This is a genomic window from Microbacterium telephonicum (assembly GCF_003651225.1).
Taxonomy (GTDB): Bacteria; Actinomycetota; Actinomycetes; order Actinomycetales; family Microbacteriaceae; genus Microbacterium; species Microbacterium telephonicum.
Map to the genome: position 1 here is coordinate 340,255 of NZ_RCDB01000002.1, position 24,179 is coordinate 364,433.

Annotated in this window: 22 protein-coding genes; 16 read left to right on the forward strand and 6 right to left on the reverse strand. The window is 72.6% G+C overall.

Features of this window, described 5'->3' with window-relative positions; translation table 11 throughout:
- Window positions 1-120: 120 nt before the first annotated feature.
- The 6 genes from C7474_RS06585 to mvk are packed head-to-tail and all read right to left on the reverse strand — an operon-like array spanning window position 121 to window position 6,518.
- Complete coding sequence (locus C7474_RS06585) at window positions 121-1,278, reverse strand: hydroxymethylglutaryl-CoA synthase (protein ID WP_121058216.1); 1,158 nt, start codon at window positions 1,276-1,278, stop codon at window positions 121-123.
- Window positions 1,275-2,315 carry a hydroxymethylglutaryl-CoA reductase gene (locus tag C7474_RS06590; protein WP_121058218.1) on the reverse strand — a complete coding sequence of 347 codons (1,041 nt, stop codon included), beginning with the start codon at window positions 2,313-2,315 and terminating at the stop codon, window positions 1,275-1,277. The genes C7474_RS06585 and C7474_RS06590 overlap by 4 nt, the downstream gene beginning before the upstream one ends.
- Entirely contained in the window at window positions 2,305-3,405 is a 1,101-nt protein-coding gene (fni, locus tag C7474_RS06595; RefSeq protein ID WP_121058220.1) for a type 2 isopentenyl-diphosphate Delta-isomerase, read from the reverse strand. Before fni ends, C7474_RS06590 begins: the two co-directional genes overlap by 11 nt.
- Complete coding sequence (locus C7474_RS06600) at window positions 3,395-4,498, reverse strand: phosphomevalonate kinase (protein WP_121058222.1); 1,104 nt, start codon at window positions 4,496-4,498, stop codon at window positions 3,395-3,397. Before C7474_RS06600 ends, fni begins: the two co-directional genes overlap by 11 nt.
- Window positions 4,495-5,502, reverse strand: a complete 1,008-nt coding sequence (gene mvaD, locus C7474_RS06605; protein ID WP_121058224.1) for a diphosphomevalonate decarboxylase — start codon at window positions 5,500-5,502, stop codon at window positions 4,495-4,497. Before mvaD ends, C7474_RS06600 begins: the two co-directional genes overlap by 4 nt.
- Window positions 5,499-6,518: a mevalonate kinase gene (gene mvk, locus C7474_RS06610; protein WP_121058226.1), complete on the reverse strand. Its 1,020-nt coding sequence runs from the start codon at window positions 6,516-6,518 to the stop codon at window positions 5,499-5,501. The genes mvaD and mvk overlap by 4 nt, the downstream gene beginning before the upstream one ends.
- A 119-nt stretch (window positions 6,519-6,637) precedes the next feature.
- On the opposite strand from mvk, the gene pyrR reads away from it, so the two are divergent.
- The 16 genes from pyrR to hisG all read left to right on the forward strand — a co-directional run bounded on the left by pyrR (window position 6,638) and on the right by hisG (window position 24,178).
- Complete coding sequence (pyrR, locus tag C7474_RS06615) at window positions 6,638-7,168, forward strand: bifunctional pyr operon transcriptional regulator/uracil phosphoribosyltransferase PyrR (protein WP_121058229.1); 531 nt, start codon at window positions 6,638-6,640, stop codon at window positions 7,166-7,168.
- A complete protein-coding gene (locus tag C7474_RS06620; protein ID WP_121058231.1) occupies window positions 7,165-8,136 on the forward strand; it encodes an aspartate carbamoyltransferase catalytic subunit in 972 nt (323 codons plus the stop codon). Before pyrR ends, C7474_RS06620 begins: the two co-directional genes overlap by 4 nt.
- The gene (locus C7474_RS06625; RefSeq protein WP_121058233.1) at window positions 8,133-9,437 is read left to right on the forward strand and encodes a dihydroorotase; all 1,305 of its coding nucleotides are present in this window, start codon (window positions 8,133-8,135) and stop codon (window positions 9,435-9,437) included. The genes C7474_RS06620 and C7474_RS06625 overlap by 4 nt, the downstream gene beginning before the upstream one ends.
- Complete coding sequence (locus tag C7474_RS06630) at window positions 9,434-9,943, forward strand: PH-like domain-containing protein (RefSeq protein WP_121058235.1); 510 nt, start codon at window positions 9,434-9,436, stop codon at window positions 9,941-9,943. The genes C7474_RS06625 and C7474_RS06630 overlap by 4 nt, the downstream gene beginning before the upstream one ends.
- Window positions 9,940-11,091 carry a glutamine-hydrolyzing carbamoyl-phosphate synthase small subunit gene (gene carA, locus C7474_RS06635; protein ID WP_121058237.1) on the forward strand — a complete coding sequence of 384 codons (1,152 nt, stop codon included), beginning with the start codon at window positions 9,940-9,942 and terminating at the stop codon, window positions 11,089-11,091. Before C7474_RS06630 ends, carA begins: the two co-directional genes overlap by 4 nt.
- On the forward strand, window positions 11,091-14,378 hold the full coding sequence (gene carB, locus C7474_RS06640) for a carbamoyl-phosphate synthase large subunit (RefSeq protein ID WP_121058239.1): 3,288 nt from the start codon (window positions 11,091-11,093) through the stop codon (window positions 14,376-14,378). The genes carA and carB overlap by 1 nt, the downstream gene beginning before the upstream one ends.
- Window positions 14,375-15,226: an orotidine-5'-phosphate decarboxylase gene (gene pyrF, locus C7474_RS06645; RefSeq protein ID WP_121058241.1), complete on the forward strand. Its 852-nt coding sequence runs from the start codon at window positions 14,375-14,377 to the stop codon at window positions 15,224-15,226. The genes carB and pyrF overlap by 4 nt, the downstream gene beginning before the upstream one ends.
- The gene (gmk, locus tag C7474_RS06650; RefSeq protein ID WP_121059317.1) at window positions 15,219-16,115 is read left to right on the forward strand and encodes a guanylate kinase; all 897 of its coding nucleotides are present in this window, start codon (window positions 15,219-15,221) and stop codon (window positions 16,113-16,115) included. Before pyrF ends, gmk begins: the two co-directional genes overlap by 8 nt.
- A 99-nt stretch (window positions 16,116-16,214) precedes the next feature.
- The gene (rpoZ, locus tag C7474_RS06655; protein ID WP_121058243.1) at window positions 16,215-16,466 is read left to right on the forward strand and encodes a DNA-directed RNA polymerase subunit omega; all 252 of its coding nucleotides are present in this window, start codon (window positions 16,215-16,217) and stop codon (window positions 16,464-16,466) included.
- Window positions 16,467-16,567: 101 nt separating this feature from the next.
- A complete protein-coding gene (gene metK / locus C7474_RS06660) occupies window positions 16,568-17,761 on the forward strand; it encodes a methionine adenosyltransferase (protein ID WP_121058245.1) in 1,194 nt (397 codons plus the stop codon).
- Between the two features lie 15 nt (window positions 17,762-17,776).
- Complete coding sequence (locus C7474_RS06665; protein WP_121058247.1) at window positions 17,777-19,732, forward strand: primosomal protein N' family DNA-binding protein; 1,956 nt, start codon at window positions 17,777-17,779, stop codon at window positions 19,730-19,732.
- 8 nt (window positions 19,733-19,740) lie between these two features.
- Complete coding sequence (fmt, locus tag C7474_RS06670; protein ID WP_121058249.1) at window positions 19,741-20,688, forward strand: methionyl-tRNA formyltransferase; 948 nt, start codon at window positions 19,741-19,743, stop codon at window positions 20,686-20,688.
- Window positions 20,685-22,040 carry an RsmB/NOP family class I SAM-dependent RNA methyltransferase gene (locus C7474_RS06675; protein WP_121058251.1) on the forward strand — a complete coding sequence of 452 codons (1,356 nt, stop codon included), beginning with the start codon at window positions 20,685-20,687 and terminating at the stop codon, window positions 22,038-22,040. Before fmt ends, C7474_RS06675 begins: the two co-directional genes overlap by 4 nt.
- Before the next feature lie 260 nt (window positions 22,041-22,300).
- The gene (gene rpe / locus C7474_RS06680) at window positions 22,301-22,975 is read left to right on the forward strand and encodes a ribulose-phosphate 3-epimerase (RefSeq protein WP_121058253.1); all 675 of its coding nucleotides are present in this window, start codon (window positions 22,301-22,303) and stop codon (window positions 22,973-22,975) included.
- Between the two features lie 47 nt (window positions 22,976-23,022).
- Window positions 23,023-23,286, forward strand: a complete 264-nt coding sequence (locus tag C7474_RS06685) for a phosphoribosyl-ATP diphosphatase (protein WP_121058255.1) — start codon at window positions 23,023-23,025, stop codon at window positions 23,284-23,286.
- Window positions 23,287-23,335: 49 nt separating this feature from the next.
- A complete protein-coding gene (hisG, locus tag C7474_RS06690; RefSeq protein ID WP_121058257.1) occupies window positions 23,336-24,178 on the forward strand; it encodes an ATP phosphoribosyltransferase in 843 nt (280 codons plus the stop codon).
- Window position 24,179 lies beyond the last annotated feature (1 nt).

The window sequence follows — 24,179 nt, forward strand, 5'->3', positions numbered from 1 at the left end:
TTCTCAGGACGGATGACCCGCCCGACCTACGGTGGCGGCAGAACGACGGGGCGGGCTGGCGTCTGCGCGTCGATCCGTCCTGAGAAGTGCACGCGTCGACGGTGCGACGCGTCGGTCGGGTCAGACGCGCTCGTAGTGACGGGCGCGTCCGGTGATGCCGCGGAAGCGGAACGGCCCGTCCGATGCCGGGGCGATCTCGGTGTCGACCGCGGAGCGGTGGGTGGCCCCGGCGTGCAGGCTGCGGTAGGTCGCGATGTCGATGGGGGTGCGGGCGGCGAGGGCCGCCAAGGTCGCGGCCGCGCGGGTGTGTGCACGGTAGCCCGGCTGCACGCTGACGGCGAGGAATTCGCCCGTCGCGCCCGAACCGTAGCTGTAGAGGCCGACGCGCCGGCCCGTCAGGTCGTCGTCGCCGTCGAGCACGGCGGCCAGCGAGAGGAACAGCGACGCCGTGTAGGAGTTGCCGATCTGCCGGTTGTACACCGTCGACGGCGCCACACGCGCCTCGTCGATCTCGGTGCCGGTGTGGGCGGCGAGGGCGCGCAGCGCCTTGTGCGCCATGCGCGTGTAGGGCTGGTGGTGGCAGAACAGGTCGATGTCGGCGACGTCGACGCCGCCGCGGGCGCGGTAGTCGTCCCACGAGCCGACGACGGCGGCGAGGTAGGTGTCCACCGACAGCCGGCCGTCGACGAGAGCCGTGTCGCTGTCGTTGGGCCGCCAGAAGTCGTCGATGTCGGCCGTCCAGACACCCGCGGCCGGCTCGACGGCGACGAGTGCCGGATCGGCCGAGACGAGCAGCGCCACCGCCGCGGCGCCCTGCGTCGCCTCGGCCGCCGAATCGAGTGCATAGCGCGCGACGTCGGAGGCGATGACGAGCACCCGCGAGCCGGGCTCGCGCGCCACCATGCCCAGCGCCGCCTGCAGCGCGGCGGTGCCGCCGTAGCAGGCCTGCTTGAACTCGACGACCCGGCACGTGCGGGGCAGTCCCAGCAGCTCGTGCACGAAGACGGCGGCCGACTTCGACTGGTCGATACCGGACTCCGTCGCGAACAGCACGGCCCGGATGTCGTCGGACCCGTGCCGCTCGATGATCGGCAGGGCGGCGGCGGCGGCCATCGTCACGATGTCCTCGTCGGGGGCCAGCACGCTCAAGCGTTCCTGGCCGAGGCCGAGGCGGAACTTGTCGGGGTCGATGCCGCTGTACTCGGCCAGCAAGTCGAGCGCGAGCACGCGGCTGCCGGTGGCGACCGACAGGTCGTGGATGCCGTACGCCACGCTCATGCGCCCGCCTCCGTCCGTCGCTCCAGCAAGAGGTGGGACTGCATCAGCTCTCCTTGGTTGGTCTGCGCGGCCAGCAGCGACAGCTCGCCGCAGAGCACGGTAGCCGCGACGATCGCGGCCAGGCGACGGGCGTTCGCGCCGGGTTCGCGGTCTTCGCGGCAGCCGAGGCGCTGCAGGGCGTCCTCGACGACGGGCAGATCCTTCCCGTTGCCGACGGTGCCGACGATGAGGTTCGGAAGGGTGCACGAGAACAGCAGGTCGCCGTCCCGTTCCTCGGCGTACGTGATGCCCTGCGATCCCTCGACGATGTTGGCGGCATCCTGACCGGTCGCGAGGTAGATCGCGAGCAGCATGTTCGCGTAGTGCGCGTTCGACGAGCGCAGCGCGCCGGCGATGGTCGACCCGACGAGGTTCTTGCGGGTGTTCAGCGCGACGATCCGCGCAGCGGTCGAGCGCAGCTGGTCTTCGACGATCGCGGCGGGGATGAGGATCTCGGCGATGACGCTGCGGCCGCGGCCGAGGATGCCGTTGACGGCGGTCGCCTTCTTATCGGAGCAGAAGTTGCCCGAGATCGACCCGTATTCCAGCTCGGGGTGGTTTGCGAGGATCGCCGCCATGAGGCCTTCGGCGGCGAGGGTGACCATGTTGTGGCCCGACGCGTCACCGGTGCGCAGCGCGAAGCGGACGAACAGCAGGTGCCCGACGACCTCAGTGTCGATGTCGATGAGCTGCGCGTGGCGGCTGCGGGCGCTCACGACGGCGGCGAGCTCGTCGATGCGCGCCGTGATCGCGCGCGCGGCGGCGACGGCGGTCGCGGCATCCGGAGCGGTGAACAGGGTGGAGCGGGTCATGCGCTCGTCGACGACGCTCACGCGGATGCCGTCCTCGACGAGACGAGACACACGCGCGCCGCGGCCCACCGATGGCCACAGCGGCGACTCGTAGGTGGCCAGCGGGACCGACTGCTCGCCGACGACGTCGCCGCTCAGCCGGATGGGGCCCACCCAGCTGGTGGGGATGGGGGTCTCACCGGTCATGCCGGCTCCTTTCTCGACGGGCCGTCTCGGCCCGGTGCGCCCGGCTGCGGACCGCCCACGGGGCGAGGTCCACGCCGCGGGCGCGGCAGAAGTCGGCGGTCTCGCCGCCGACGATCACATCGGTGTGCAGCAGGTCGTCGGGGGTCGCCGCGCCCAGCAATGCGCACAGCGCCGCGACGTGGGCCTGCCACTCGCGGATCTGCGCGACGAGTGCCTCGGCCCCGCCGTCGAGGGCGGTGCGCAGGAACCCGCCGGACACGCCGACGGCGCGGGCACCGAGGGCGAGGGCGCGCACGACGTCCAGCGGCGACCGCACCCCGCCGGAGGCGATCAGCACGGGAGCGTCGGCGGGGGCCTCGAGCAGGCATGCGACGGCGGTCTGACCCCAGCCGAAGAGGTGCTCGTATCCGCCTTCGGGGCGCCGCGCGTTCTCGATCTGCACGAAGTCGGTGCCGCCGCGGCCGGCGACATCGGCGGCGGCCACACCGAGGTCGGTCAGCAGGGCGAGCGTGTCGGCGCTGAGACCGAACCCGACCTCCTTGACGACGACGGGCACGTCGACGGCGGCCACGATCGCCTCCAAGGAGGCGGGCCAGCGGGCGAAGGAGCGGCTGCCTTCGGGCATGACGATCTCCTGCACCGCGTTCACGTGCACCTGCAGGGCGTCGGCCTGCAGCAGGTCCACCGCGCGACGCGCGTCGTCGGGGCTGCGCTCCACGCCGAGGTTCGCGAGCACGTAGCCGTCGGGGTTCTCATCGCGGAGCACCCTGAAGGTGCCCGCCACCGAGGGGTCGCCGAGGGCGATGCTCACCGACCCCGACGCGATCGCCAGTCCCGTCTCGCGCGCGGCGACCGCGAGTTCGCGGTTCACCCTGCCGGTCGCGTCGCTACCGCCGGTCATCGCGTTGATCAGCAGCGGCGCGTCCCAGCGGCCGCCCGGCATCCGCACGGTCAGGTCGACGTCGGCGACGTCGATGCCGGCGAGGGCGTGGTGCACGAAGGCGATGTCGTCGAAACCGGCGCCGCTGCGCGGGAGCCGCGACTGGTCGCCGGCGAGACGCAGGTGGTCGTCCTTGCGCTCAGAGGACATCGTCGCCTCCTTCCGGCGGATGCACCGCGATGGTGAGGCGGCGGATGTCCTGAGCCTCCCACGCGTCGAGCATGCCGCGCACGTCGGCCGATGCCGGGGCCAGCACGATGCCGCAGTCGCCGCCGCCCGCGCCCGACGACTTCGCCGCCGCACCGGCGGTTTCCGCCGCGTCGCACAGCGCCGCAAGGCGGGGCGTCTCGATGGCCAGCCCGGCCTGCGCGCCCAGAGCCTGCAGAAGGCCGCGGGCACGCCGGAGGGCGTCGAGTGTCGCGGCGTCGTCCCCGGCGTCGAGGGCGGCCCACAGATCGGTCACGCACGCCCGCGAGTCGCGGAGGAAGCCGGCATGGTCGACGGCTCCGACGGCGGCGCCGCGCCCCACCGCGTCGACGAGACGCACCGTAGAAGCGGGCTCGCCGGTCCAGCCCACGAAGAAGCCGAGGTCGCGCGGCGGTCGGAGGCGCACGATCTCGAGGTGCTCCCACGCGTCGGATTCCAGCACGGAGGCGACGGCGTCGCCAGCGTCGAGAAGGCGGCGGAGCATCTCGCGGTCGGGGGAGCGGTAGCCGATCCACCCACCGAACGTGCTCGCCGCCAGATCCCCGCCGGATGCGGACGGTGCGATGCGGATGGTGGCCAGCAGAGCGAGCTGGTACAGCGTGCGCCGGTCGAGCGCCAGGCGGTAGAACCGGTCGATCGCTCGGATCGTCGCGACCGTGACGGCCGCCGACGACCCGAGCCCGAACTTGCGTCCCGACGCGTCGTCGAGCCCGCTGTCGATCGTGAGGTCGTACAGCCGCGGCGCGATGCCGCGCTCGGCGCGCAGTCGCTCGATGACCGTGAGAGCCGACAGCACGTAGTCGTACGAGTGGTCCTCGGGGGCGACGACGAGACCGCCCGCGTCCCGCGTCCAGCGCAGCGAGGGCCGGGCGGACTCGGGCGAGTGGATGCCGCCGGCGCCGGTCGTCTCGGTCAGCGAGACGGTGAGGAAGCGGTCGACGGCGACGAGCACGGCGGGCTCGCCGGGGGTGACGACGGCGTACTCACCGGCGACGAACAGCTTGCCCGGCGCACGCGCGACGATCGTCGCACTCATCCGGCGACACGCTCGCTCGCCGGAAGGAGCATCGCACCGGGACCCGGGCGGGCGACGACGGCCTCGGCGAGGTCCGCGACGCGGTCGCGCACGGTCTCGGCGGCGTCGGCCGCGCACAGCAGCACGACGTTCGGTCCGGCATCCGCCGTCGCGTACGCCGCGATGCCGTCGGCACGCAGCTCGGCGGCGCGGTCGAACAGCGCGACGCTGGTGGGCGAGAGGTAGCGGATGGGCGGGTCGCACGACTGGATGACGGCGTGCATGCGCAGCGCGTTGGTCTCGGTGATGCGTCCGAGGCGCTCCGCGTCGCCGTCGCGGCAGGCGGCGAGGGCCGCCTCGAGGCTCTGCGCCGTCGAGTCGACCCACGCGGGGTAGAACGGCGACGTCAGCACGGTGCGTTTCATCGCGTCGCGGCTGGACACCGATTTCTCGCGGGCGTCGACCGTCGCGACGACCATGGCGAGGTCGGGTGCGGCGACCTCTTCGGCGAAGGACTGCGCGTCGGTGCCGGCGTGCCACACCGCGAAGCGCGGCACGATGGAACGCGCCGCCGAACCCGATCCGCGCCGGGCGAGTCGGCTCAGTGCACGGGCGTCGAGGTCGAGGCCGTACGCGGAGGCCGCCGCGGTCGCCAGCGCCGCGAAGCCGGACGCCGAGGAGGCCAGCCCTGCGGCCGAGGGGACCGTGTTGATCGAGGTGACGTGCGCGCGGATGCTGCTCCCGGCGAGCGCGCGCACCTCGTCGAGCAGGCGCACGACGCGATCGGCGACGACCCCCGTGCGCTCGGCGGCGTTCAGGACGACCCGGTCGGCCGGGAGCGCCCCGTCCAGACGCACGGTCGTGGTGGTCGGGAAGATGTCGAGGGTCATCGACAGGCTTCCCGTCGCCGGGAGGTTCTGCGCGGTGTCGGCCTTGCCCCAGTACTTCACGAGGGCGATGTTGGGGTGGGCGCGCGCGGTGGCCTCGGCCCCGGGTTCTGCCGGGAGGTCGATCGGGACGGTCATCGGGAGGCCTCCAGGTGGGTGCTCCACGCGGCGGGCGAGCCCGCGGCGCGCAGGTGGGCGACGAGGTCGTCGGCATGGTCGGCGTCGCGGGCGACGGCCACGATGCAGCCGCCTCGACCACCGCCGGTGAGTTTCGCGCCGAGCGCGCCGCCGGTGCGGGCCGCGGCGACGAGGTGGTCGAGGGCGGGGTCGCCGACGCCGAGCACGTTGAGCGCGGCGTGCGCGTCGGTCATCGCGGCGCCGACGGCCTCGGCGTCGCCGGTACCGAGGGCGACGCGGGCTTGTGCGGCGAGCCCGCCGAGACGCTCCAGCAGAGCGTCGACATGTGCGGGGCGCTCCTCGTGGAGGGCGCGCACGGCGGCGACGGCTTCGCGCGTGCGCCCTGCGACGCCGGTGTCGGCCAGCACGAACGTCATCGGACCGCCGACCGCGAGCGTCGTGGCCGCGCCGTCCTCGAACCAGACCGGACCGGTGGCGACGACGCTGCGGGCATCGAGGCCGCTCGGCCGGCCGTGCGCGGCGCGTTCGGCGATCTGGATGAGCTCATGCCGCTCGTCGGGGGACAGGGTGCGACCGAACGCGGCGCTCACGGCCGTCACGATCGCCGCGGCGACGGCCGCGCTGGAACCGAGCCCGCGCTCGGCCGGGATCTCGGAGCGCACCTCCACGGCCACCCCCGCCGACGGCCGCCCGACAGCGTCGAGCGCCGCCGACACCGCGGCGCCGGTGGGCCGCAGCCGCTCCGGGATGCGGTCGAGCCGCCCGTGGTAGAGCGCGCTGCGCAGGCTCGCGGGACCCTCGACGGGACGGGCGAGCGCCGTGACCGGGATGGCGGTGATCGGCACGGCGACGGCCGGCCGGCCGTACACGACCGCGTGCTCGCCGAACAGGATCGTCTTGGCCGTGGCGCGCCCGGTGCCCGTCCCGGGCACGGCGGAGCCCGCGGCGGCGTCCGGCGCGGCTGCGGCCGTGACTGCTTCGCCGCGGTGAGCGCGCGCATCGAGGGAGGAGGGCATGGACTGAGGGGAGCCTAACAGTGGGAGTACGCGAGGGTGCGTGCGTCATCCGGTAGGCTCTTCAAGGTAACCACAGCAACCTTTAAAACCGTCCCGTGAGGCGGAGAAGGGAGCAGCGGATGAGCACGCGAACCGTGCTGCACGCGGCTGACATCGCCCGGGCCCTGACTCGGATCTCACACGAGATCCTGGAGTCGAACAAGGGTCCCGAAGACCTCGTCCTCCTGGGCATCCCCACCCGCGGCGTCACCCTCGCCGAGCGGGTCGGCGCCCTCGTCACCGACTTCGGTGGTGCACCGGTGCCCGTCGGGGCCCTCGACGTCACGATGTACCGCGACGATCTGCACCGGCATCCCACCCGCACGCCGCGGCCCACCCAGATCCCCGATGGCGGCATCGACGGCAAGACCGTCGTGCTCGTGGACGACGTGCTGTTCTCGGGTCGCTCCATCCGCGCGGCCCTCGACGCCATCGGCGACATCGGGCGCCCCGCCGCGGTGCGCCTCGCGATCCTCGTCGACCGCGGCCACCGGGAGCTGCCGATCCGCCCCGACTTCGTCGGCAAGAACCTGCCCAGCGCCCGCACCGAGCGCGTCAACGTGCACCTTGCCGAGGTCGACGGCATCGAGGAGGTGACCATCGCGTCATGAGGAACCTGCTCGACACCAAGACGCTCGCCCGCGCCGAGGCGATCCGCATCCTCGATGTGGCCGAGGACATGCGCGACACGCAGTCGCGCGAGGTCAAGAAGCTGCCGACGCTGCGCGGCAAGACCGTGGTGAACCTGTTCTTCGAGGACTCCACGCGCACGCGCATCTCATTCGAAGCGGCTGCCAAGCGCCTCTCCGCCGACGTCATCAACTTCTCCGCGAAGGGATCGTCGGTCTCGAAGGGCGAATCGCTGCAGGACACCGCGCAGACGCTGCAGGCGATGGGCGCGGATGCCGTCGTCATCCGCCACGGCGCCTCCGGCGCTCCGCAGACGCTCGCCTCGAGCGGCTGGATCACCGCCGGCGTCGTCAACGCGGGCGACGGCACCCACGAGCACCCGACGCAGGCGCTGCTCGACGCGTTCACGATGCGCAAGCGGCGATTCGGCGACGACAGCCGCGGCCGCGGCCTCGACGGTCTCGCCGTCACGATCGTCGGCGACGTGCTGCACTCCCGCGTCGCCCGCTCCAACGTGTGGCTGCTGCACACGCTCGGAGCCGACGTGACCCTCGTCGCCCCTCCCACCCTCGTGCCGCAGGACGTGTCGGCGTGGCCGGTGCGCATCGTCTACGACCTCGACGAGGCCATCGCCGGCGGCCCCGATGCCCTCATGATGCTGCGCATCCAGCTCGAGCGCATGAACGCCGCGTATTTCCCCACTGAGCGGGAGTATTCGCGCCGCTGGGGGCTGGATGCCGCGCGGCTCGCGGCGCTGCCGGACGGTAGCATCGTCATGCACCCGGGCCCCATGAACCGGGGTCTGGAGATCTCCGCCGACGCCGCCGACTCGCCCCGATCGACCGTGCTGGAGCAGGTCGCAAACGGTGTGTCGGTGCGCATGGCGGTGCTCTACCTGCTGCTGGCGGGGGAGCGCGACACCAACGACACAGAGGAGGGCGCACGATGAGCGACAGCATCCTCATCCGCGGAGCACGTCTGGCCGGCGGACACCCCGCCGACATGGTCATCGAGGGCGGCGTGATCGCCGAGGTCGGAACGGGCCTCAGCCGGGCCGGGGCGACCGTGATCGACGCCCAGGGACTCATCACCCTGCCCGGTCTCGTCGACCTGCACACCCATCTGCGCGAACCCGGCTACGAGGCGTCGGAGACGATCCTGACCGGCTCGCGCGCGGCCGCCGCCGGCGGGTACACGACGGTGTTCGCGATGCCGAACACGTCTCCCGTCGCCGACACCGCCGGCGTCGTCGAGCAGGAGCTCGCCCTCGGCGAGGCGGCCGGCTACGTGCACGTGCAGCCGATCGGCGCCGTCACGGTCGGGCAGAAGGGCGAGCGACTCGCCGAGCTCGGCGCGATGGCCTCGTCGCGCGCCCGGGTGCGGGTGTTCAGCGACGACGGGTTCTGCGTCTTCGATCCGCTCATCATGCGCCGCGCCCTCGAGTACGTGAAGGCGTTCGACGGTGCCGTCGCCCAGCACGCGCAGGACCCGCGGCTCACCGAAGGCGCCCAGATGAACGAGGGCACCGTGTCGGCCGAACTCGGCCTCGGCGGCTGGCCGGCCGTCGCCGAGGAGTCGATCATCGCGCGCGACGTGCTCCTCGCCGAACACGTCGGTTCGCGTCTGCACGTGTGTCACCTGTCCACCGCCGGATCGGTCGAGATCATCCGCTGGGCCAAGAAGCGCGGCGTGAACGTGACCGCCGAGGTCACCCCGCACCACCTGCTGCTCACCGAGGAGCTCGTGCGCGGGTACGACGCGCGCTACAAGGTCAACCCGCCGCTGCGTCGCGACGAAGACGTGCAGGCCGTGCGCGCCGGTCTCGCCGACGGCACGATCGACATCGTCGCGACCGACCACGCGCCGCACCCCGCCGAGGCCAAGTCGTGCGAGTGGCCCGCCGCCGCCAACGGCATGGTCGGGCTCGAGTCCGCGCTGCGCGTCGTGCAGCAGGCGATGGTCGACACCGGACTGCTCGACTGGGACGACGTCGCGCGGGTCATGTCGTCTACACCGGCGCGCATCGGCCGCCTCGCGGATGCCGGAACACCGCTCGAAGTGGGCGCTCCGGCATCGCTGACGCTCTACGACCCGGCCCCCGTGCGCACCTTCGCCCTCGACGACCTCCGCGGCCGCAGCGTCAACTCGCCGTACCTCGGCCGCACCCTTCCGGGTGAGGTGCGTCACACGCTGTTCCGCGGCCGCGTGACCGTCGCCGACGGCGTCGTCGCCCCGGAGGTGCACGCATGAGCCGCGAAGGTGCGCTCCTGGTGATGGTCGCCGTCGCCGTCGTGCTCGTCGCCCTCGGGCTGTGGGCGTGGCGACGTCGCGCGCGTCGCGACCGCGGCCTCGTCGCGCCCGTCGCCGAGGCTCCCTCCGGCACCGTCGAGACCACGACCCACAGCGTGCTCTACGTCGCGACCACCCGGCACGACGAGCCGCTCGAACGCCTCGCGATCCGCGGTCTCGCGTTCCGCTCGAGAGCGGACGTCGTCGTCACCGACCGCGGTGTCGCCCTCGATCTCACCGGCCAGCCGCGCGTCTTCCTCGCCACCGCCTCGCTGATGGCCGTCGACCGCGCGACCGTCGCCATCGACCGGGTCGTCGAGAAGGCCGGCCTCGCACGCATCGTCTGGCGCCTCGGCGACACCGTCGTCGACACCTACCTCCGACCGCAGGACATCGCCACCGGCGCGCTCGTCGCATCGCTGGCCACCGCCCTGCCCGCTCCGACCCCGACGGGAACCGACGCATGACCCTCACCCTGTCCCTCGACCCCGCCGTCCTCGTGCTCGAAGACGGCAGCCGCCACCCCGGCCGCGCCTACGGCGCCCGCGGCACCACCCTCGGCGAGGTCGTCTTCTCCACCGGGATGACCGGCTACCAGGAGACCCTCACCGACCCGTCCTACGCCGGGCAGATCGTGCTGCAGACCGCGCCCCACATCGGCAACACCGGGATGAACGGCGAAGACCCGGAGTCGCGCCGCATCTGGGTCGCCGGCTACATCGTGCGCGACCCCTCACGTGTCGTGTCGAACTGGCGCGCCGACGAGTCGCTCGACGATGCGCTCGTGCGCGACGGCATCGTGGGCATCTCGGGGATCGACACCCGCGCGGTCACGCGCGTGCTGCGCTCGGCGGGCTCGATGCGCGGCGGCGTGTTCTCGGGCGACGCGGCCGGCCTCGACCCGGAGGAGCAGCTGCGCCTGGTGCGCGAGGCGCCGCAGATGGCCGGTCAGAACCTGTCGGCGGCCGTCTCGGTCTCCGCCGTCGAGGTCACCCCGGCGACGGGGGAGCGCATCGGCAACCTCGCGGTCCTCGACCTCGGCGTCAAGCAGGCGACGATCGACAACCTCGCGGCGCGCGGGTTCGACGTGCACGTGCTGCCGCAGTCGGTCACGATCGACGACATCCGCGCGATCGGCCCGGTCGCCGTCTTCTACTCGAACGGCCCCGGCGACCCGGCGGCCTCCGGCGACCACGTCGCTCTGCTGCGCTCGGTGCTGGACGAGAAGCTGCCCTTCTTCGGAATCTGCTTCGGCAACCAGCTGCTCGGGCGGGCGCTCGGCTTCGGCACCTACAAGCTGCCGTTCGGGCACCGCGGCATCAACCAGCCCGTGCTCGACAAGCAGACCGGGCGCGTGGAGATCACGGCGCACAACCACGGGTTCGCCGTCGATGCGCCGCTGGAGGGCGAGGTGGAGTCGCCGAACGGCTACGGTCGCGTCGAGGTGAGCCACATCGGCCTCAACGACAACGTCGTCGAGGGTCTGCGCGCCCTCGACATCCCGGCGTTCAGCGTGCAGTACCACCCCGAGGCGGCCGCCGGCCCGCACGACGCCAACTACCTCTTCGACCGCTTCGCCGATCTCGTCCGCACCACCCTGGAGGCCAGCAAGTAATGCCCAAGCGCGACGACATCAAGAGCGTCCTCGTCATCGGCTCCGGCCCGATCGTCATCGGCCAGGCCTGCGAGTTCGACTACTCCGGCACCCAGGCGTGCCGCGTGCTGCGCGAAGAGGGCGTGCGCGTCATCCTCGTCAACTCCAACCCGGCGACGATCATGACCGACCCCGACTTCGCCGACGCGACCTACATCGAGCCGATCACCCCTGCGGTCATCGAGACGATCATCGCCAAGGAGAAGCCCGACGCCATCCTCCCGACCCTGGGCGGCCAGACGGCGCTGAACGCCGCGATGGCCCTGCACGAGCAGGGGATCCTCGAGAAGTACGGCGTCGAGCTGATCGGTGCGAAGGTCGACGCTATCCGCAAGGGCGAGGACCGCCAGATCTTCAAGCAGCTCGTGCTCGACGCGGGCGCCGACGTCGCACGGTCGGTCATCGCGCACACGATGGACGACCTGCTCGCCGGTGCCGCAGAACTCGGCTACCCGCTCGTCGTGCGCCCGTCGTTCACGATGGGCGGCCTCGGCTCCGGCTTCGCCTATGACGAGGAAGACCTCCGCCGCATCGGCGGCGCGGGCCTGCGCGACTCGCCGACCACCGAGGTGCTCCTGGAGGAGTCGATCCTCGGCTGGAAGGAGTATGAGCTCGAGCTCATGCGCGACACGTCCGACAACACGGTCGTCGTCTGCTCGATCGAGAACGTCGACCCCGTCGGCGTGCACACCGGCGACTCGATCACCGTCGCCCCGGCGCTGACCCTCACCGATCGCGAGTACCAGAAGCTGCGCGACATCGGCATCGACATCATCCGCGCCGTGGGCGTGGACACCGGCGGGTGCAACATCCAGTTCGCCGTGGACCCGGCATCCGGCCGCATCATCGTCATCGAGATGAACCCGCGCGTGTCGCGCTCGTCGGCGCTCGCCTCGAAGGCCACCGGCTTCCCGATCGCGAAGCTCGCCGCGAAGCTCGCGATCGGCTACCGCCTCGACGAGGTGCCCAACGACATCACGCAGGCGACCCCGGCGAGCTTCGAGCCCACCCTCGACTACGTCGTGGTCAAGGCGCCGCGCTTCAACTTCGAGAAGTTCCCGAACGCCGACACGACCCTCACGACGACCATGAAGTCGGTGGGCGAGGCGATGGCCATCGGCCGCAACTACACGACCGCGCTGCAGAAGGCGCTGCGCTCGCTCGAGAAGCGCGGGTCGTCGTTCCACTGGGGCGAGGAGACCCGCAGTGTCGAGGAGCTGCTCGAGATCGCGGTGCGCCCCACCGACGGGCGGATCGTCGTGCTGCAGCAGGCGCTGCGCAAGGGGGCGACGGCGGAGCAGGCTTTCGCCGCGACGAAGATCGACCCCTGGTTCATCGACCAGATGATCCTCATCAACGAGGTCGCCGACTACGTGGCCGCCGCCCCGGAGCTGGATGCCGCCACGCTGCGTCTCGCGAAGGAGCACGGCTTCAGCGACGCGCAGCTCGCGCAGCTGCGCGGCGTCTCCGAGGCGGAGGTGCGCGGGATCCGCTGGGCCCTCGACGTGCGGCCGGTCTACAAGACGGTCGACACCTGCGCGGGCGAGTTCCCGGCGCTCACGCCCTACCACTACTCCAGCTACGACCACGAGACCGAGGTCACGCCCAGCGATCGCCAGAAGGTCGTCATCATCGGGTCGGGACCCAACCGCATCGGACAGGGCGTCGAGTTCGACTACTCGTGCGTGCACGCCTCGTTCGCGCTGTCGGATGCCGGCTTCGAGACCATCATGGTCAACTGCAACCCCGAGACGGTCTCGACCGACTACGACACCAGCGACCGCCTGTACTTCGAGCCGCTGACGCTCGAGGACGTGCTCGAGGTGCTGCACGCCGAGGCGCAGTCCGGCACGATCCACGGCGTCGTCTGCCAGCTCGGCGGGCAGACCCCGCTGGGGCTCGCCAAGGGGATCGAGGAGGCCGGGTACACGATCCTCGGCACCTCGCCCGCCGCGATCGACATCGCCGAGGAGCGCGAGCTGTTCTCGCAGCTGCTCGACCGCGCGGGCCTCGTCGCCCCGCGCCATGACACCGCCGTCGACGAGGCGGGCGCCGTCGCGATCGCCGAGGAGATCGGCTACCCCGTGCTCGTGCGTCCCAGCTTCGTGCTCGGCGGACGCGGCATGGAGATCGTCTACGACACCGAGAGCCTTCGCGACTACTTCGTGCGCACCGCCGGCGAGGTCGTCATCGAGGAGGGCAAGCCGCTGCTGGTCGACCGCTTCCTCGACGACGCGATCGAACTCGACGTCGACGCCCTCTACGACGGTCACGAGCTCTACATCGGCGGCGTCATGGAGCACCTCGAGGAGGCCGGCATCCACTCCGGCGACTCGTCGTGCACGTTGCCGCCGGTCTCGCTCGGCCGCACCGAGATCGACCGCGTCCGCACCGCGACGCTCGCGATCGCCGAAGGCGTCGGGGTGCGCGGGCTGCTGAACGTGCAGTTCGCCGTCTCGGCGGGCGTGCTGTACGTCATCGAGGCGAACCCGCGGGCCTCGCGCACCGTGCCGTTCGTGTCGAAGGCGCTCGGCATCCCGCTCGCGAAGGCCGCCAGCCGCATCATGGCGGGCGCCACGATCGCCGAGCTCAAGGCCGAGGGCCTGCTGCCGGAGGCCGACGGCTCGCGGGTGCCGCTGGACGCGCCGGTCGCCGTCAAGGAGGCCGTGCTGCCGTTCAAGCGGTTCCGCACCGCCGACGGGCACACCGTCGACTCGGTGCTCGGCCCCGAGATGCGCTCCACGGGTGAGGTCATGGGCATGGACCGCGACTTCCCGACCGCGTTCGCGAAGAGCCAGGCCGCCGCGTACGGCGGCATGCCGACGTCGGGCACCGTGTTCCTCTCCGTCGCCGACGACGACAAGCGCGCCGTCATCCTGCCCGCCCACCGCCTGCAGGAGCTGGGCTTCCGCATCACCGCGACCGAGGGGACCGCGGAGATCCTCTCGCGCAACGGCATCCGCGTCGACGTCGTGAACAAGTACTCCGCGACGCAGGAGACGGGGGAGACGAACGTCGTCGACCTCATCAACGCGGGCGAGATCGACATCGTCGTCAACACCCCCTCGGGCGGAATCGCCCGCGCGGACGGGTACGAGATCCGCGCCGCGGCGGTCGCCGCCGACAAGGCGCTGTTCACGACGATGGCCGTGCTCGGCGCCGCCGTCAGCGCCCTGCCGGTGCTGCGCGAGGGCTTCGAGGTCAAGAGCCTGCAGGAGTACGCCCAGGATCGGCAGAGCGCACGGTGACGACCGGGCCGTCGACCTTCGGACAGCGGCTGCGCGCGGCGATCGCCGCGCGCGGGCGGTTGTGCGTCGGGATCGACCCGCATGAGTCGCTGCTGCTCGCGTGGGGGCTGGATGCCGACGCCGCCGGCGTGCGGCAGTTCGGGCTGCGCGTCGTCGAGGCGGCCGCGGGCCGGGTGGGCGTCGTCAAGCCCCAGGTGTCGTTCTTCGAGCGGTACGGCGCGGCCGGCTTCGCCGCGCTCGAGGACGTGCTCGCCGCCGCCCGCGCCGCCGACCTGCTGGTCGTCGCCGACGCCAAGCGCGGCGACATCGGCACCACGATGGACGCCTACGCGGCGGCATGGCTGACCCCCGGCGCCCCCCTCGAAGCCGATGCCCTGACCCTCAGCCCCTACCTCGGCGTCGGGGCGCTCCACTCGACCCTGCGCGTCGCGCTCGCCCACGGCAAGGGTGCGTTCGTGCTCGCCGCGACCAGCAACCCGGAGGCGGTGCGACTGCAGGGCGCGCGTGTCGACGACACGACGGTGGCCGCGTCCGTGGCCGCGGAGGTCGCCGCGTACGACGCGGACGGCTTCGAGGACGGCTGGGCCTCGCTCGGCCTCGTCGTCGGGGCGACCGTCGATCTGCAGGCTCGGGGGCTCACGCATCCGTTCGGCCGGACGCTCCCGATCCTCGCTCCGGGATTCGGCGCGCAGGGCGCCGAGCCGCAGGATCTGGCGCGTGTGTTCGGACCGTTCGCCGACGGCGTGCTGGCCAGCGAGAGCCGCAGCATCCTCTCGGCCGGCCCCGACCGGCTCGCCGCGCGGATCGAGGAGCGCGCCGGGATGTACCGTGGAAGACGGCATGCCTGAATCCCGCACCCCACCCGAGGTCGACCGCGCCGCCGCCTCACGCCGCGCCGTCGCCGTCCGCCGAGAGCGCGCCGCGCTCAAGCGCGACCTGTCCAGCCGCGTCATCACCCCGCAGGAGCTGCTGCGACGTGCCTTCGCCGACCCGGCGTCGGCGGCCGGCACGATGCGCGTCACCGACTTCCTCACCGCGCTGCCGGCGATCGGAGAGGGAAAGCGCGACCGCATCCTCGCCGAGCTCGCGATCTCGCCCGTCAAACGCGTGGGCGGGCTCGGCGCCAGGCAGCGTGCGGCGCTGGACGACTTCCTCGACGGGCGGTTCCCCGAGCCTGCACCGCGGGCGGGGCGCAGCCGTCTCGTGGTGCTCGCGGGTCCGACCGCCGTCGGCAAGGGCACCGTCGCGGCCGCGATCGCCCGCAACCACCCCGAGATCCACCTCTCGGTCTCGGCGACGACACGGGCACCGCGCCCCGGCGAGGTCGACGGCGAGCACTACTACTTCGTCGACGACGCCGAGTTCGACCGGCTCGTCGATGCCGGCGAGCTGCTCGAGCACGCGACGGTGCACAACCGGTTCCGCTACGGCACGCCGAAGGCTCCCATCGACGCGGCCCTGGCGGACGGGCGCACCGTGCTGCTCGAGATCGACCTGCAGGGCGCACGCCAGGTGCGCGCCGCCGCCCCCGACGCGACCCTCGTCTTCCTGCTCCCGCCGAGCTGGGACGAACTCGTGCAACGGCTCGTCGGCCGCGGCACCGAGGGCGAGGAGGAGCGGGCGCGACGGCTGAAGACCGCGAAGGTCGAGCTGGCGTCGCAGGGCGAGTTCGACCACCACGTCGTCAACGACGACGTCGACCGCGCCGCCGCCGAGATCGCCGCGCTCGCCCACTGACAGACCTGGCCCACTGATAGACTGATCGGATGCCGCGGCGACGCCGTGCAGCCGAGTTTCCCACCCGACCGATTTCCAACCGATTTCCGGAGGTTCCCCATGACCCGTGACCAGGGCATCATCGACCCGCCGATCGACGCACTCCTCGAGAAGGTCGACTCGAAGTACCAGCTCGTCATCTACGCATCCAAGCGGGCGCGTCAGATCAACGACTACTACTCCGACCTGCACGAGGGCAACCTCTTCGACAACGTGGGCCCGCTCGTGGACTCCAGCGTCGAGGACAAGCCGCTGACGATCGCGCTGCACGAGATCCACGAGGACAAGCTGCGTCTTCGCCACAACGACTGACCCACCTGTGACGTCCTGAGACGTCTGCATGCCCGCGCGCCCGACGATGTCGGGGGACGCGGGCATGATGGTTGTACGCCCCTTCCCCGACTGGAGTATCGATGAGTTCGCTGCGTCTGTTCACGTCCGAGTCCGTGACGGAGGGGCATCCCGACAAGATCTGCGACCAGATCTCCGACTCGATCCTCGACGCGCTGCTCGAGGTCGACCCGGACAGCCGGGTGGCGGTAGAGACGCTCGTGACGACGGGTCTCGTCCACGTCGCCGGCGAGGTGCGCACCGACGGCTACGCCGACATCCCCGGCATCGTCCGCCGCGTCGTCAACCGCATCGGGTACACCTCGAGCGAGACCGGCTTCGACGGCGACTCGTGCGGTGTCACGGTGTCGATCGGCGAGCAGTCCGGCGACATCGCCGCCGGCGTCGACACCGCCATCGAGCACCGCGAAGGCGGCTCCGAGGACCCGATCGACGCACTCGGCGCGGGCGACCAGGGCATCATGTTCGGCTACGCGACCAACGAGACCCCGCAGCTCATGCCGACCGCGATCTGGACCGCGCACCGCCTCGCCGAACGTCTCACCGACGCGCGTCGCAGCGGCGCCCTGCCGTTCCTGCGCCCCGACGGCAAGACCCAGGTGACCCTCGGCTACGACGGCACGACCCCGCGCACCGTCGACACGGTCGTGCTGTCCACGCAGCACCACCCCGACATCTCGCTGCCGGCGCTGCGCGCCGCGGTGCAGGCCGAGGTCATCGACCCTGTGCTCGCGACGACAGGTCTCGACGTCTCCGACGTGCGCTACGTCATCAACCCCGCCGGGCCCTTCGTCACCGGCGGTCCCAAGGGTGATGCAGGCCTCACCGGCCGCAAGATCATCATCGACACCTACGGCGGGGCCGCCCGCCACGGCGGCGGCGCCTTCAGCGGCAAAGACCCGTCCAAGGTCGACCGTTCCGCCGCGTACGCGATGCGCTGGGTCGCCAAGAACGCCGTCGCGGCGGGACTCGCCGACCGGCTCGAGGTGCAGGTCGCCTACGCGATCGGCCGCGCCGCGCCGGTCGGGCTGTACGTGGAGTCGTTCGGCACCGGTCACGTCTCCGACGAGACGATCACCGCCGCCATCCGCGACGTGTTCGACCTGCGGCCGCAGGCGATCATCGCCGAACTCGACCTCCTGCGTCCTATCTACGCCCAGACGGCGGCCTACGGCCACTTCGGCCGCGAGCTTCCCGAGTTCACGTGGGAGCACACGACGCGCGTCGACGACCTGCGCCGCGCGGCCGGTCTCTGACGCGGAGCGCCGCCCGTGGTCGACGTCGCGCGCGTCCTCGTCGACTCGCCGCTGCCCCAACTCGATCGGCTGTTCGACTACGCCGTCCCCACCGCGCTGATCGACCAGGTCGCGCCGGGGGTGCGCGTCAAGGTGCCGTTGCGCACGGCGGGCCGGATGGTCGAAGCGTGGGTCATCGAGACCGACGAGATCAGCGAGCCGCCGCGGCCGCTGTCCGAGGTCGACGCGGTGGTCTCACCGGTCGCCGCGCTGCCTCCCGAGCTGTACGCGCTCGCCCGGCGGTGCGCGGACCGCGCCGCGGGGTCGGCATCCGACATCCTGCGCCTGGCCGTGCCCAAGCGCATGGTCCGCGCCGAGAAGGCGTGGCTCACCGCCGACCCGCCGCCGGCGCCCGTGGTCTCCGACGAGGCCGTCGTCTGGGCGGGCGCGACGCTGAGCGTCTTCCCCGGGCTGTCGGATGCCGTCGCCGCGGGGGAGCGGATCGCCGTCGACGCTCCGCCACGACCGTCCGCGGACCTGCCGGTCGGGGCGTGGGCCGAGCTGCTCGCGGCGATCGCGGTGGAGATGCTCGCCGCGGGCCGTAGCGCCGTGCTCGTGGTGCCCGATCACCGTGACCAGGCGCAGCTGCTCACGGTGCTCGCCACCCGCGTGGGTGAGGATGCCGTCGTGCGCGACGACGCGCGCAGATCCGGTCCGGAACGCTATGCCGCCTACCTCCGCCTGCTCGCGCCCTCGCCGTGCATCGTCGTCGGCAACAGGTCGACGGTGTACGCCCCGGCACGGGACGTCGGCGCCGTGATCATCTGGGACGACGGCGATCCGCTGCTCGCCGAGCCGCTCTCCCCAGGAGTGCACGCCCGTGACGCCGCGCTCGTGCGGCAGGAGCTCGAAGGCTCTGCGCTCGTGTTCTCCGGCCATACGCGCACGACCGACGTCGAGCGTCTCGTCCAGCTCGGCTGGGTGCGGGAGATCGCCGCGGTCCGGCGGACCAGTCCGAAGGTCGTGCTGTCCGCCGATCGGGACGGGCAGGGACGCCGCGTGCCCTCGGCCGCGTACGCCGCCGCCCGCGAGGCCCTCGCCGAGGGGCCCGTCCTCGTGCAGGTCGCGCGGCCCGGCTATGCGCCCGTGCTCACGTGTGCCGACTGCCGCACGCCTGCCCGCTGCCCCCACTGCGCGGGGCCGCTGCGGGCACGACGGGCCGGCGCCGTGCCGGAGTGCGCGTGGTGCGGTCGCACCGTGCCGGCGTGGCGCTGCGCATCGTGCACCGGCACGCGACTGCGGATGGTGTCGTCGGGCAGCGAGCGCACCGCCGACGAGCTCGGCCGCGCCTTCCCGAACACGCGCGTCATCGTCTCCGACGGCGAGCACGCGGTGACGACCGTCGACGCCCGGCCGGCGCTCGTCGTCGCGACGCGTGGAGCCGAACCGATCGCCGAGGACGGCTACCGTGCGGTGCTCCTGCTCGACGGCGACCGGATGCTGCTGGCCGAGCAGCTGCGGATCGGCGAGTCCTGCCTGCGCTGGTGGTCCAACGCCGCCGCCCTCGCCGCCCCCGGCGCACCGGTGCATCTCGTCGGGGTGGAGGGGCCGCTCTCCCGCGCCCTCGCGTCGTGGACCCAGCCGGCCTACGCGCGCGCGGAGCTCGCCGAGCGCGCCCCCCTCGCGATGCCGCCCACCGTGCGGGTCGCGGTCGTCGAGGGGACGGCGACGGCCGTCGCGGGCGCCGTCGACGACCTGCGCGCGGCCCTGCCGCAGCTTGCGCACACCGGTGTGCTCGGGCCGATCGCCACCGGCGACGGCGCCGTGCGCGCCCTCATCCGCTTCGACTACGGCGCGGGGCGCACCGTCGCCGACGTGCTCCGCGCCCGCGTCGTCGCCGAGGCACTGCGGGGGCGGCGTCCCGCGAAGGACCGCGCGGCACCGCGGACTACACTCAAGGTTCGGCTCGACGTGCCCGAGCTCGACCTGTGAGGAGTCCCATGCGCATCGTCTTCGCGGGCACGCCCGACCCCGCCGTCCCGTCGCTGCGCGCCCTGGCCGCCTCCGGTCACGAGGTCGTCGGCGTCGTCACGCGGCGTGACGCCCCACTCGGTCGCAAGCGCGTGCTCACCCCCTCGCCGGTCGCGCAGGCGGCCGACGAGCTCGGGCTCCCCGTCGTCAAGGCCGACCGGCTCGACGCGGAGGCGACGGAGAGCATCGTCGCCCTCGGCGCGGAGCTCGGCGTCATCGTCGCCTACGGCGGCCTCGTGCGCGAACCGCTGCTCTCGGCTCCCGCCCACGGGTGGATCAACCTGCATTTCTCCCTGCTTCCCGCCTGGCGCGGCGCCGCCCCCGTCCAGCACGCGCTGATCGCCGGCGACCGCACGACGGGCGCGAGCGTGTTCCAGCTCGTGCCGGCCCTCGACGCCGGTGACGTCTTCGGCGAGCTGCGCTACGACGTGCCGCGCGGCGCGACCGCGGGCGACGTGCTCGGCGAACTCGCCGCGCGCGGCGCCGACCTGCTGGTCGAGGTGGTGGACGGCATCGCCGCCGGCACCGCCCGCGCGACGCCGCAGCACGGCGAGCCGACGTACGCGTCGAAGCTGTCGATCGTCGACGGCGCCCTCGACGCCCGCCAGAGTGCGGACGCCGTCATCGACCGGTTCCGCGGCACGACGCCGGAGCCCGGCGCCCACCTGTCGGTGGGCGGACAGCGCCTCAAGGTGCATGCGGCGCTGCGGGGTCCCGACGACGCGGACCTCGCGGCCGGGGAGCTCGCCGCGTCCGGCGCCGATGTGCTGCTCGGCACCGGAGCCGGATCCGTGGTGCTGCGCACCGTGCAGCCGGCCGGCAAGAACCCGATGGCGGCGGGGGACTGGTGGCGCGGGCTGCGGCTCGACGAGCCGCGTGTCGATCTGCCCGTGGACGCGCCGGGCGGTGCCGCGTGAGCGGGTCGGCGCGCTGGGTCGCGTTCGACACCGTCCGCGCGGTGCACACCTCCGACGCGTACGCCAACCTGCTCCTGCCGCGTGAGATCGCGAAGGCGGGGTTGTCCGGGCCGGATGCCGGGCTTGCCACCGAGCTGACCTATGGCACCCTCCGCCGGGAGGGCACCTACGACGCCATCCTCGCGCGAGCGGCGCAGCGACCGGTCGACGCGATCGATCCGGCCGTGCGCGACGCGCTGCTCATCGGCACGCACCAGCTGTTGGCCACACGCGTGCCGCCGCATGCCGCCGTCAACGAGACGGTGCGCCAGGTGCGGCAGGCCGTCGGCAAGTCGGCGTCCGGGTTCGCGAACGCCGTGCTGCGTCGTGTCTCCGAGCGCGACCTCGAGAGCTGGATCTCCCTTCTCGAGGCCGACGCCCGCTCCGACGACGAACGTCTCGGGCTGCGCCACTCCCATCCCGTCTGGGTGATCCGCGCGCTGCGTCGCGGTCTCGCCGCCGAGGGGCGCGCCGATGAACTGGAAGCCCTGCTCGCGGCCGACAACGCCGCGCCGTCGGTGACGATGACCGCTCTGCCCGGGCTCGCCGACATCCCGGTCGATGCGACCCGCACGCCGCTCTCGCCGATCGGGTTCCGTCTGGCCGGCGGCGACCCCGGACCGGTCGTCACCGCGGCGGGCGGCCGCATCCGTGTGCAGGACGAAGGCTCTCAGCTCGCGGCGCTCGCACTCACACGGGTGATGCCGGTGCGAGCGGGGGAACGGTGGCTCGACCTGTGCGCCGCCCCCGGCGGGAAGACGGCGGTCCTCGCCGCCGAAGCCCTCGCGGGCGGAGCGGTGCTCGAGGCGAACGAGCTGTCGCCGGCGCGCGCCAGTCTCGTCCGCGACTCGGTGGCCGGGGTGCCGATGGAGGTGCCCGTCTCGGAGGAGGACGGTCGCGTCCGCGCCGGCCGGGGCCGCTACGACCGCATCCTGGTCGATGCGCCGTGCACGGGACTCGGTGCCCTGCGCCGCCGCCCCGAGGCGCGCTGGCGCAAGCAGCCCGCCGACGTTCCGGAGCTGTCGTCGCTGCAGGTCGAGCTGCTGTCGGCGGCCGTCGACGCGCTGACGCCCGGCGGCGTCGTCGCGTATGTGACCTGTTCGCCGCACCTCGCCGAGACCGCAGGAGTCGTCGCCGAGGTGCTGCGCACCCGCGACGGACTCGAGGAGCTCGACGCGCGTGCGGCCGTCTCCGCCGTCGCGACCGCATCCGTCGATCTGCCGGCGCAGGCCGACGGCTCGGGCCGCGCGCAGCTGTGGCCTCACCGGCACGGCACCGACGCGATGTCGATCTCGCTCCTGCGGCGCCGCTGATCGCGGCCCGCGTTGTGGCGGGCGTTCTGGAGAGGTCGCCGTTCGTGTGGCATGCGGCCGCGAATTCGCTGGGGACGAGCAGCGGATGCGGGCGCCGCGCGGTTCGGGCCTGTCACACGATGTGCCGCCTTCAGCATCCGGGGGCGGCCGTTTGTGGGACACGGGCCGCGGGTGTGTCACGCAGAGGGCATCCTCACGCCGGCGAACGCGACCATTCGCGTGACACGGATGGCGCCGCGCACGCTCGGTAGGCTGAACGGGTGACCGCCGACGGCCCCCGCATCAACCCCAGCATCCTCGCCGCCGACTTCGTGAACATGCAGTCGGAACTCGCGCGCATCGCGGGGGCCGACTTCGTGCACGTCGACGTCATGGACAACCACTTCGTGCCGAATCTCACGTTCGGGCCGCAGATGGTGGGCCGCATCCAGGAGACGAGTCCGGTGCCGCTGGACGTGCACCTCATGATCTCGGATCCCGACCGTTGGGCGCCGGGATACGCCGAACTCGGGGCGGCGTCCGTGACTTTCCATCTCGAGGCGGCGGCCGAGCCGGTCGCGCTCGCCCGGCGGCTGCGACAGATCGGCGCGCGCGCCGGTGTCGCGGTGAAGCCCGCCACACCGGTCGAGGGCCTGTTCGACGTGCTCGACGAGTTCGATCAGATCCTCGTCATGACCGTCGAACCCGGATTCGGCGGGCAGAGCTTCATGGCCGACCAGATGCCGAAGCTCGCGCGGCTGCACGACGAAGCCCGGCGCCGCGGGTCGCAGGTGTGGCTGCAGGTCGACGGCGGCATCGGCGAGACCACGATCGCGCAGGCCGCCGAGGCCGGCGCCGACACCTTCGTCGCGGGATCGGCCGTCTTCGGGGCGGACGATCCGGATGCCGCGATCGCCGCACTGCGCTCCCGGGCGGGTCGGCACCACCGCCATTGACCGACGCACGGCCGACCGGCCGCGCCGCGGACCGGTAGCCTGTCAGGGTGAAGACCTTCGACGCCCTGTTCGCAGAGCTCACCGCGATCGCGCAGAGCCGGCCCGAGGGATCGGGCACCGTCGCGCAGCTCGACCGCGGCGTGCACGCGATCGGCAAGAAGATCGTCGAAGAGGCCGCCGAGGTGTGGATGGCCGCGGAGTACCAGTCCGACGATGAGCTCAGCGAGGAGATCTCGCAGTTGCTGTACCACCTGCAGGTGCTCATGATCTCGAAGGGCCTCAGCCTCGAGGACGTCGGCCGACATCTCTGAGAGACGCTCCCGCCGACCACGCAGACACCTCCCACAGGAAGACCCCGCCATGCTGCGCATCGCCGTGCCCAACAAGGGAATGCTCGCCGAGACCTCGGCCGAACTGCTCGCCGAAGCCGGGTACACCGGCCGCCGCGACCCCAAGGACCTCCACGTCATCGACCCGGTCAACGAGGTCGAGTTCTTCTACCTGCGCCCCAAGGACATCGCCACCTACGTCGGCTCCGGTGCGCTCGATGTCGGCATCACCGGCCGCGACCTCCTGCTCGACGCCCGGATGCCGGGGGCCCGCGAGATCGAGCAGCTCGGTTTCGGCGGCTCCACCTTCCGCTTCGCCGGCCCTCCCGGACGGTTCCACGCGCTCAGCGACCTCGAGGGGCTGCGCGTCGCGACGGCCTACCCGGGTCTGGTCGACGGGTTCCTCGACGAGCAGGGCGTGGCGGTCGACCTCGTGCCGCTCGACGGCGCCGTGGAGTCGGCCGTGCAGCTGGGCGTGGCGGATGCCGTCGCCGACGTCGTGTCCACCGGCACGACGCTCAAGCAGGCCGGCCTCGAGATCTTCGGACCCGTGCTGCTCGAGTCGGAGGCGGTGCTGATCGGCGCCCCGGTCGAGGCGGAGGGGACCGAGACGTTGCTGCGGCGCCTGCGCGGTGTGATGGTGGCCCGTCGTTACGTGCTCATCGACTACGACCTGCCGGCGTCGCTCGTCGACGAGGCGGTCGCGCTGGCGCCGGGCATCGAGTCGCCCACGATCTCGCCGCTGCGCGACCCCGAGTGGGTGGCCGTTCGCGTGATGAGCCCGCGCAAGACCGTCAACCAGGTGATGGACGCGCTGTACGCGATCGGCGCCCGCGCGATCCTCGTCACCGCGATCCACAACGCCCGGCTCTGAC

Coding starts and splice junctions, on each gene's coding strand:
- C7474_RS06585 (WP_121058216.1), bottom strand. CDS start 1,278: ATGAGCGTGGCGTACGGCATCCACGACCTGTCGGTCGCCACCGGCAGC.
- C7474_RS06590 (WP_121058218.1), bottom strand. CDS start 2,315: ATGACCGGTGAGACCCCCATCCCCACCAGCTGGGTGGGCCCCATCCGG.
- fni (WP_121058220.1), bottom strand. CDS start 3,405: ATGTCCTCTGAGCGCAAGGACGACCACCTGCGTCTCGCCGGCGACCAG.
- C7474_RS06600 (WP_121058222.1), bottom strand. CDS start 4,498: ATGAGTGCGACGATCGTCGCGCGTGCGCCGGGCAAGCTGTTCGTCGCC.
- mvaD (WP_121058224.1), bottom strand. CDS start 5,502: ATGACCGTCCCGATCGACCTCCCGGCAGAACCCGGGGCCGAGGCCACC.
- mvk (WP_121058226.1), bottom strand. CDS start 6,518: ATGCCCTCCTCCCTCGATGCGCGCGCTCACCGCGGCGAAGCAGTCACG.
- pyrR (WP_121058229.1), top strand. CDS start 6,638: ATGAGCACGCGAACCGTGCTGCACGCGGCTGACATCGCCCGGGCCCTG.
- C7474_RS06620 (WP_121058231.1), top strand. CDS start 7,165: ATGAGGAACCTGCTCGACACCAAGACGCTCGCCCGCGCCGAGGCGATC.
- C7474_RS06625 (WP_121058233.1), top strand. CDS start 8,133: ATGAGCGACAGCATCCTCATCCGCGGAGCACGTCTGGCCGGCGGACAC.
- C7474_RS06630 (WP_121058235.1), top strand. CDS start 9,434: ATGAGCCGCGAAGGTGCGCTCCTGGTGATGGTCGCCGTCGCCGTCGTG.
- carA (WP_121058237.1), top strand. CDS start 9,940: ATGACCCTCACCCTGTCCCTCGACCCCGCCGTCCTCGTGCTCGAAGAC.
- carB (WP_121058239.1), top strand. CDS start 11,091: ATGCCCAAGCGCGACGACATCAAGAGCGTCCTCGTCATCGGCTCCGGC.
- gmk (WP_121059317.1), top strand. CDS start 15,219: ATGCCTGAATCCCGCACCCCACCCGAGGTCGACCGCGCCGCCGCCTCA.
- rpoZ (WP_121058243.1), top strand. CDS start 16,215: ATGACCCGTGACCAGGGCATCATCGACCCGCCGATCGACGCACTCCTC.
- metK (WP_121058245.1), top strand. CDS start 16,568: ATGAGTTCGCTGCGTCTGTTCACGTCCGAGTCCGTGACGGAGGGGCAT.
- fmt (WP_121058249.1), top strand. CDS start 19,741: ATGCGCATCGTCTTCGCGGGCACGCCCGACCCCGCCGTCCCGTCGCTG.
- hisG (WP_121058257.1), top strand. CDS start 23,336: ATGCTGCGCATCGCCGTGCCCAACAAGGGAATGCTCGCCGAGACCTCG.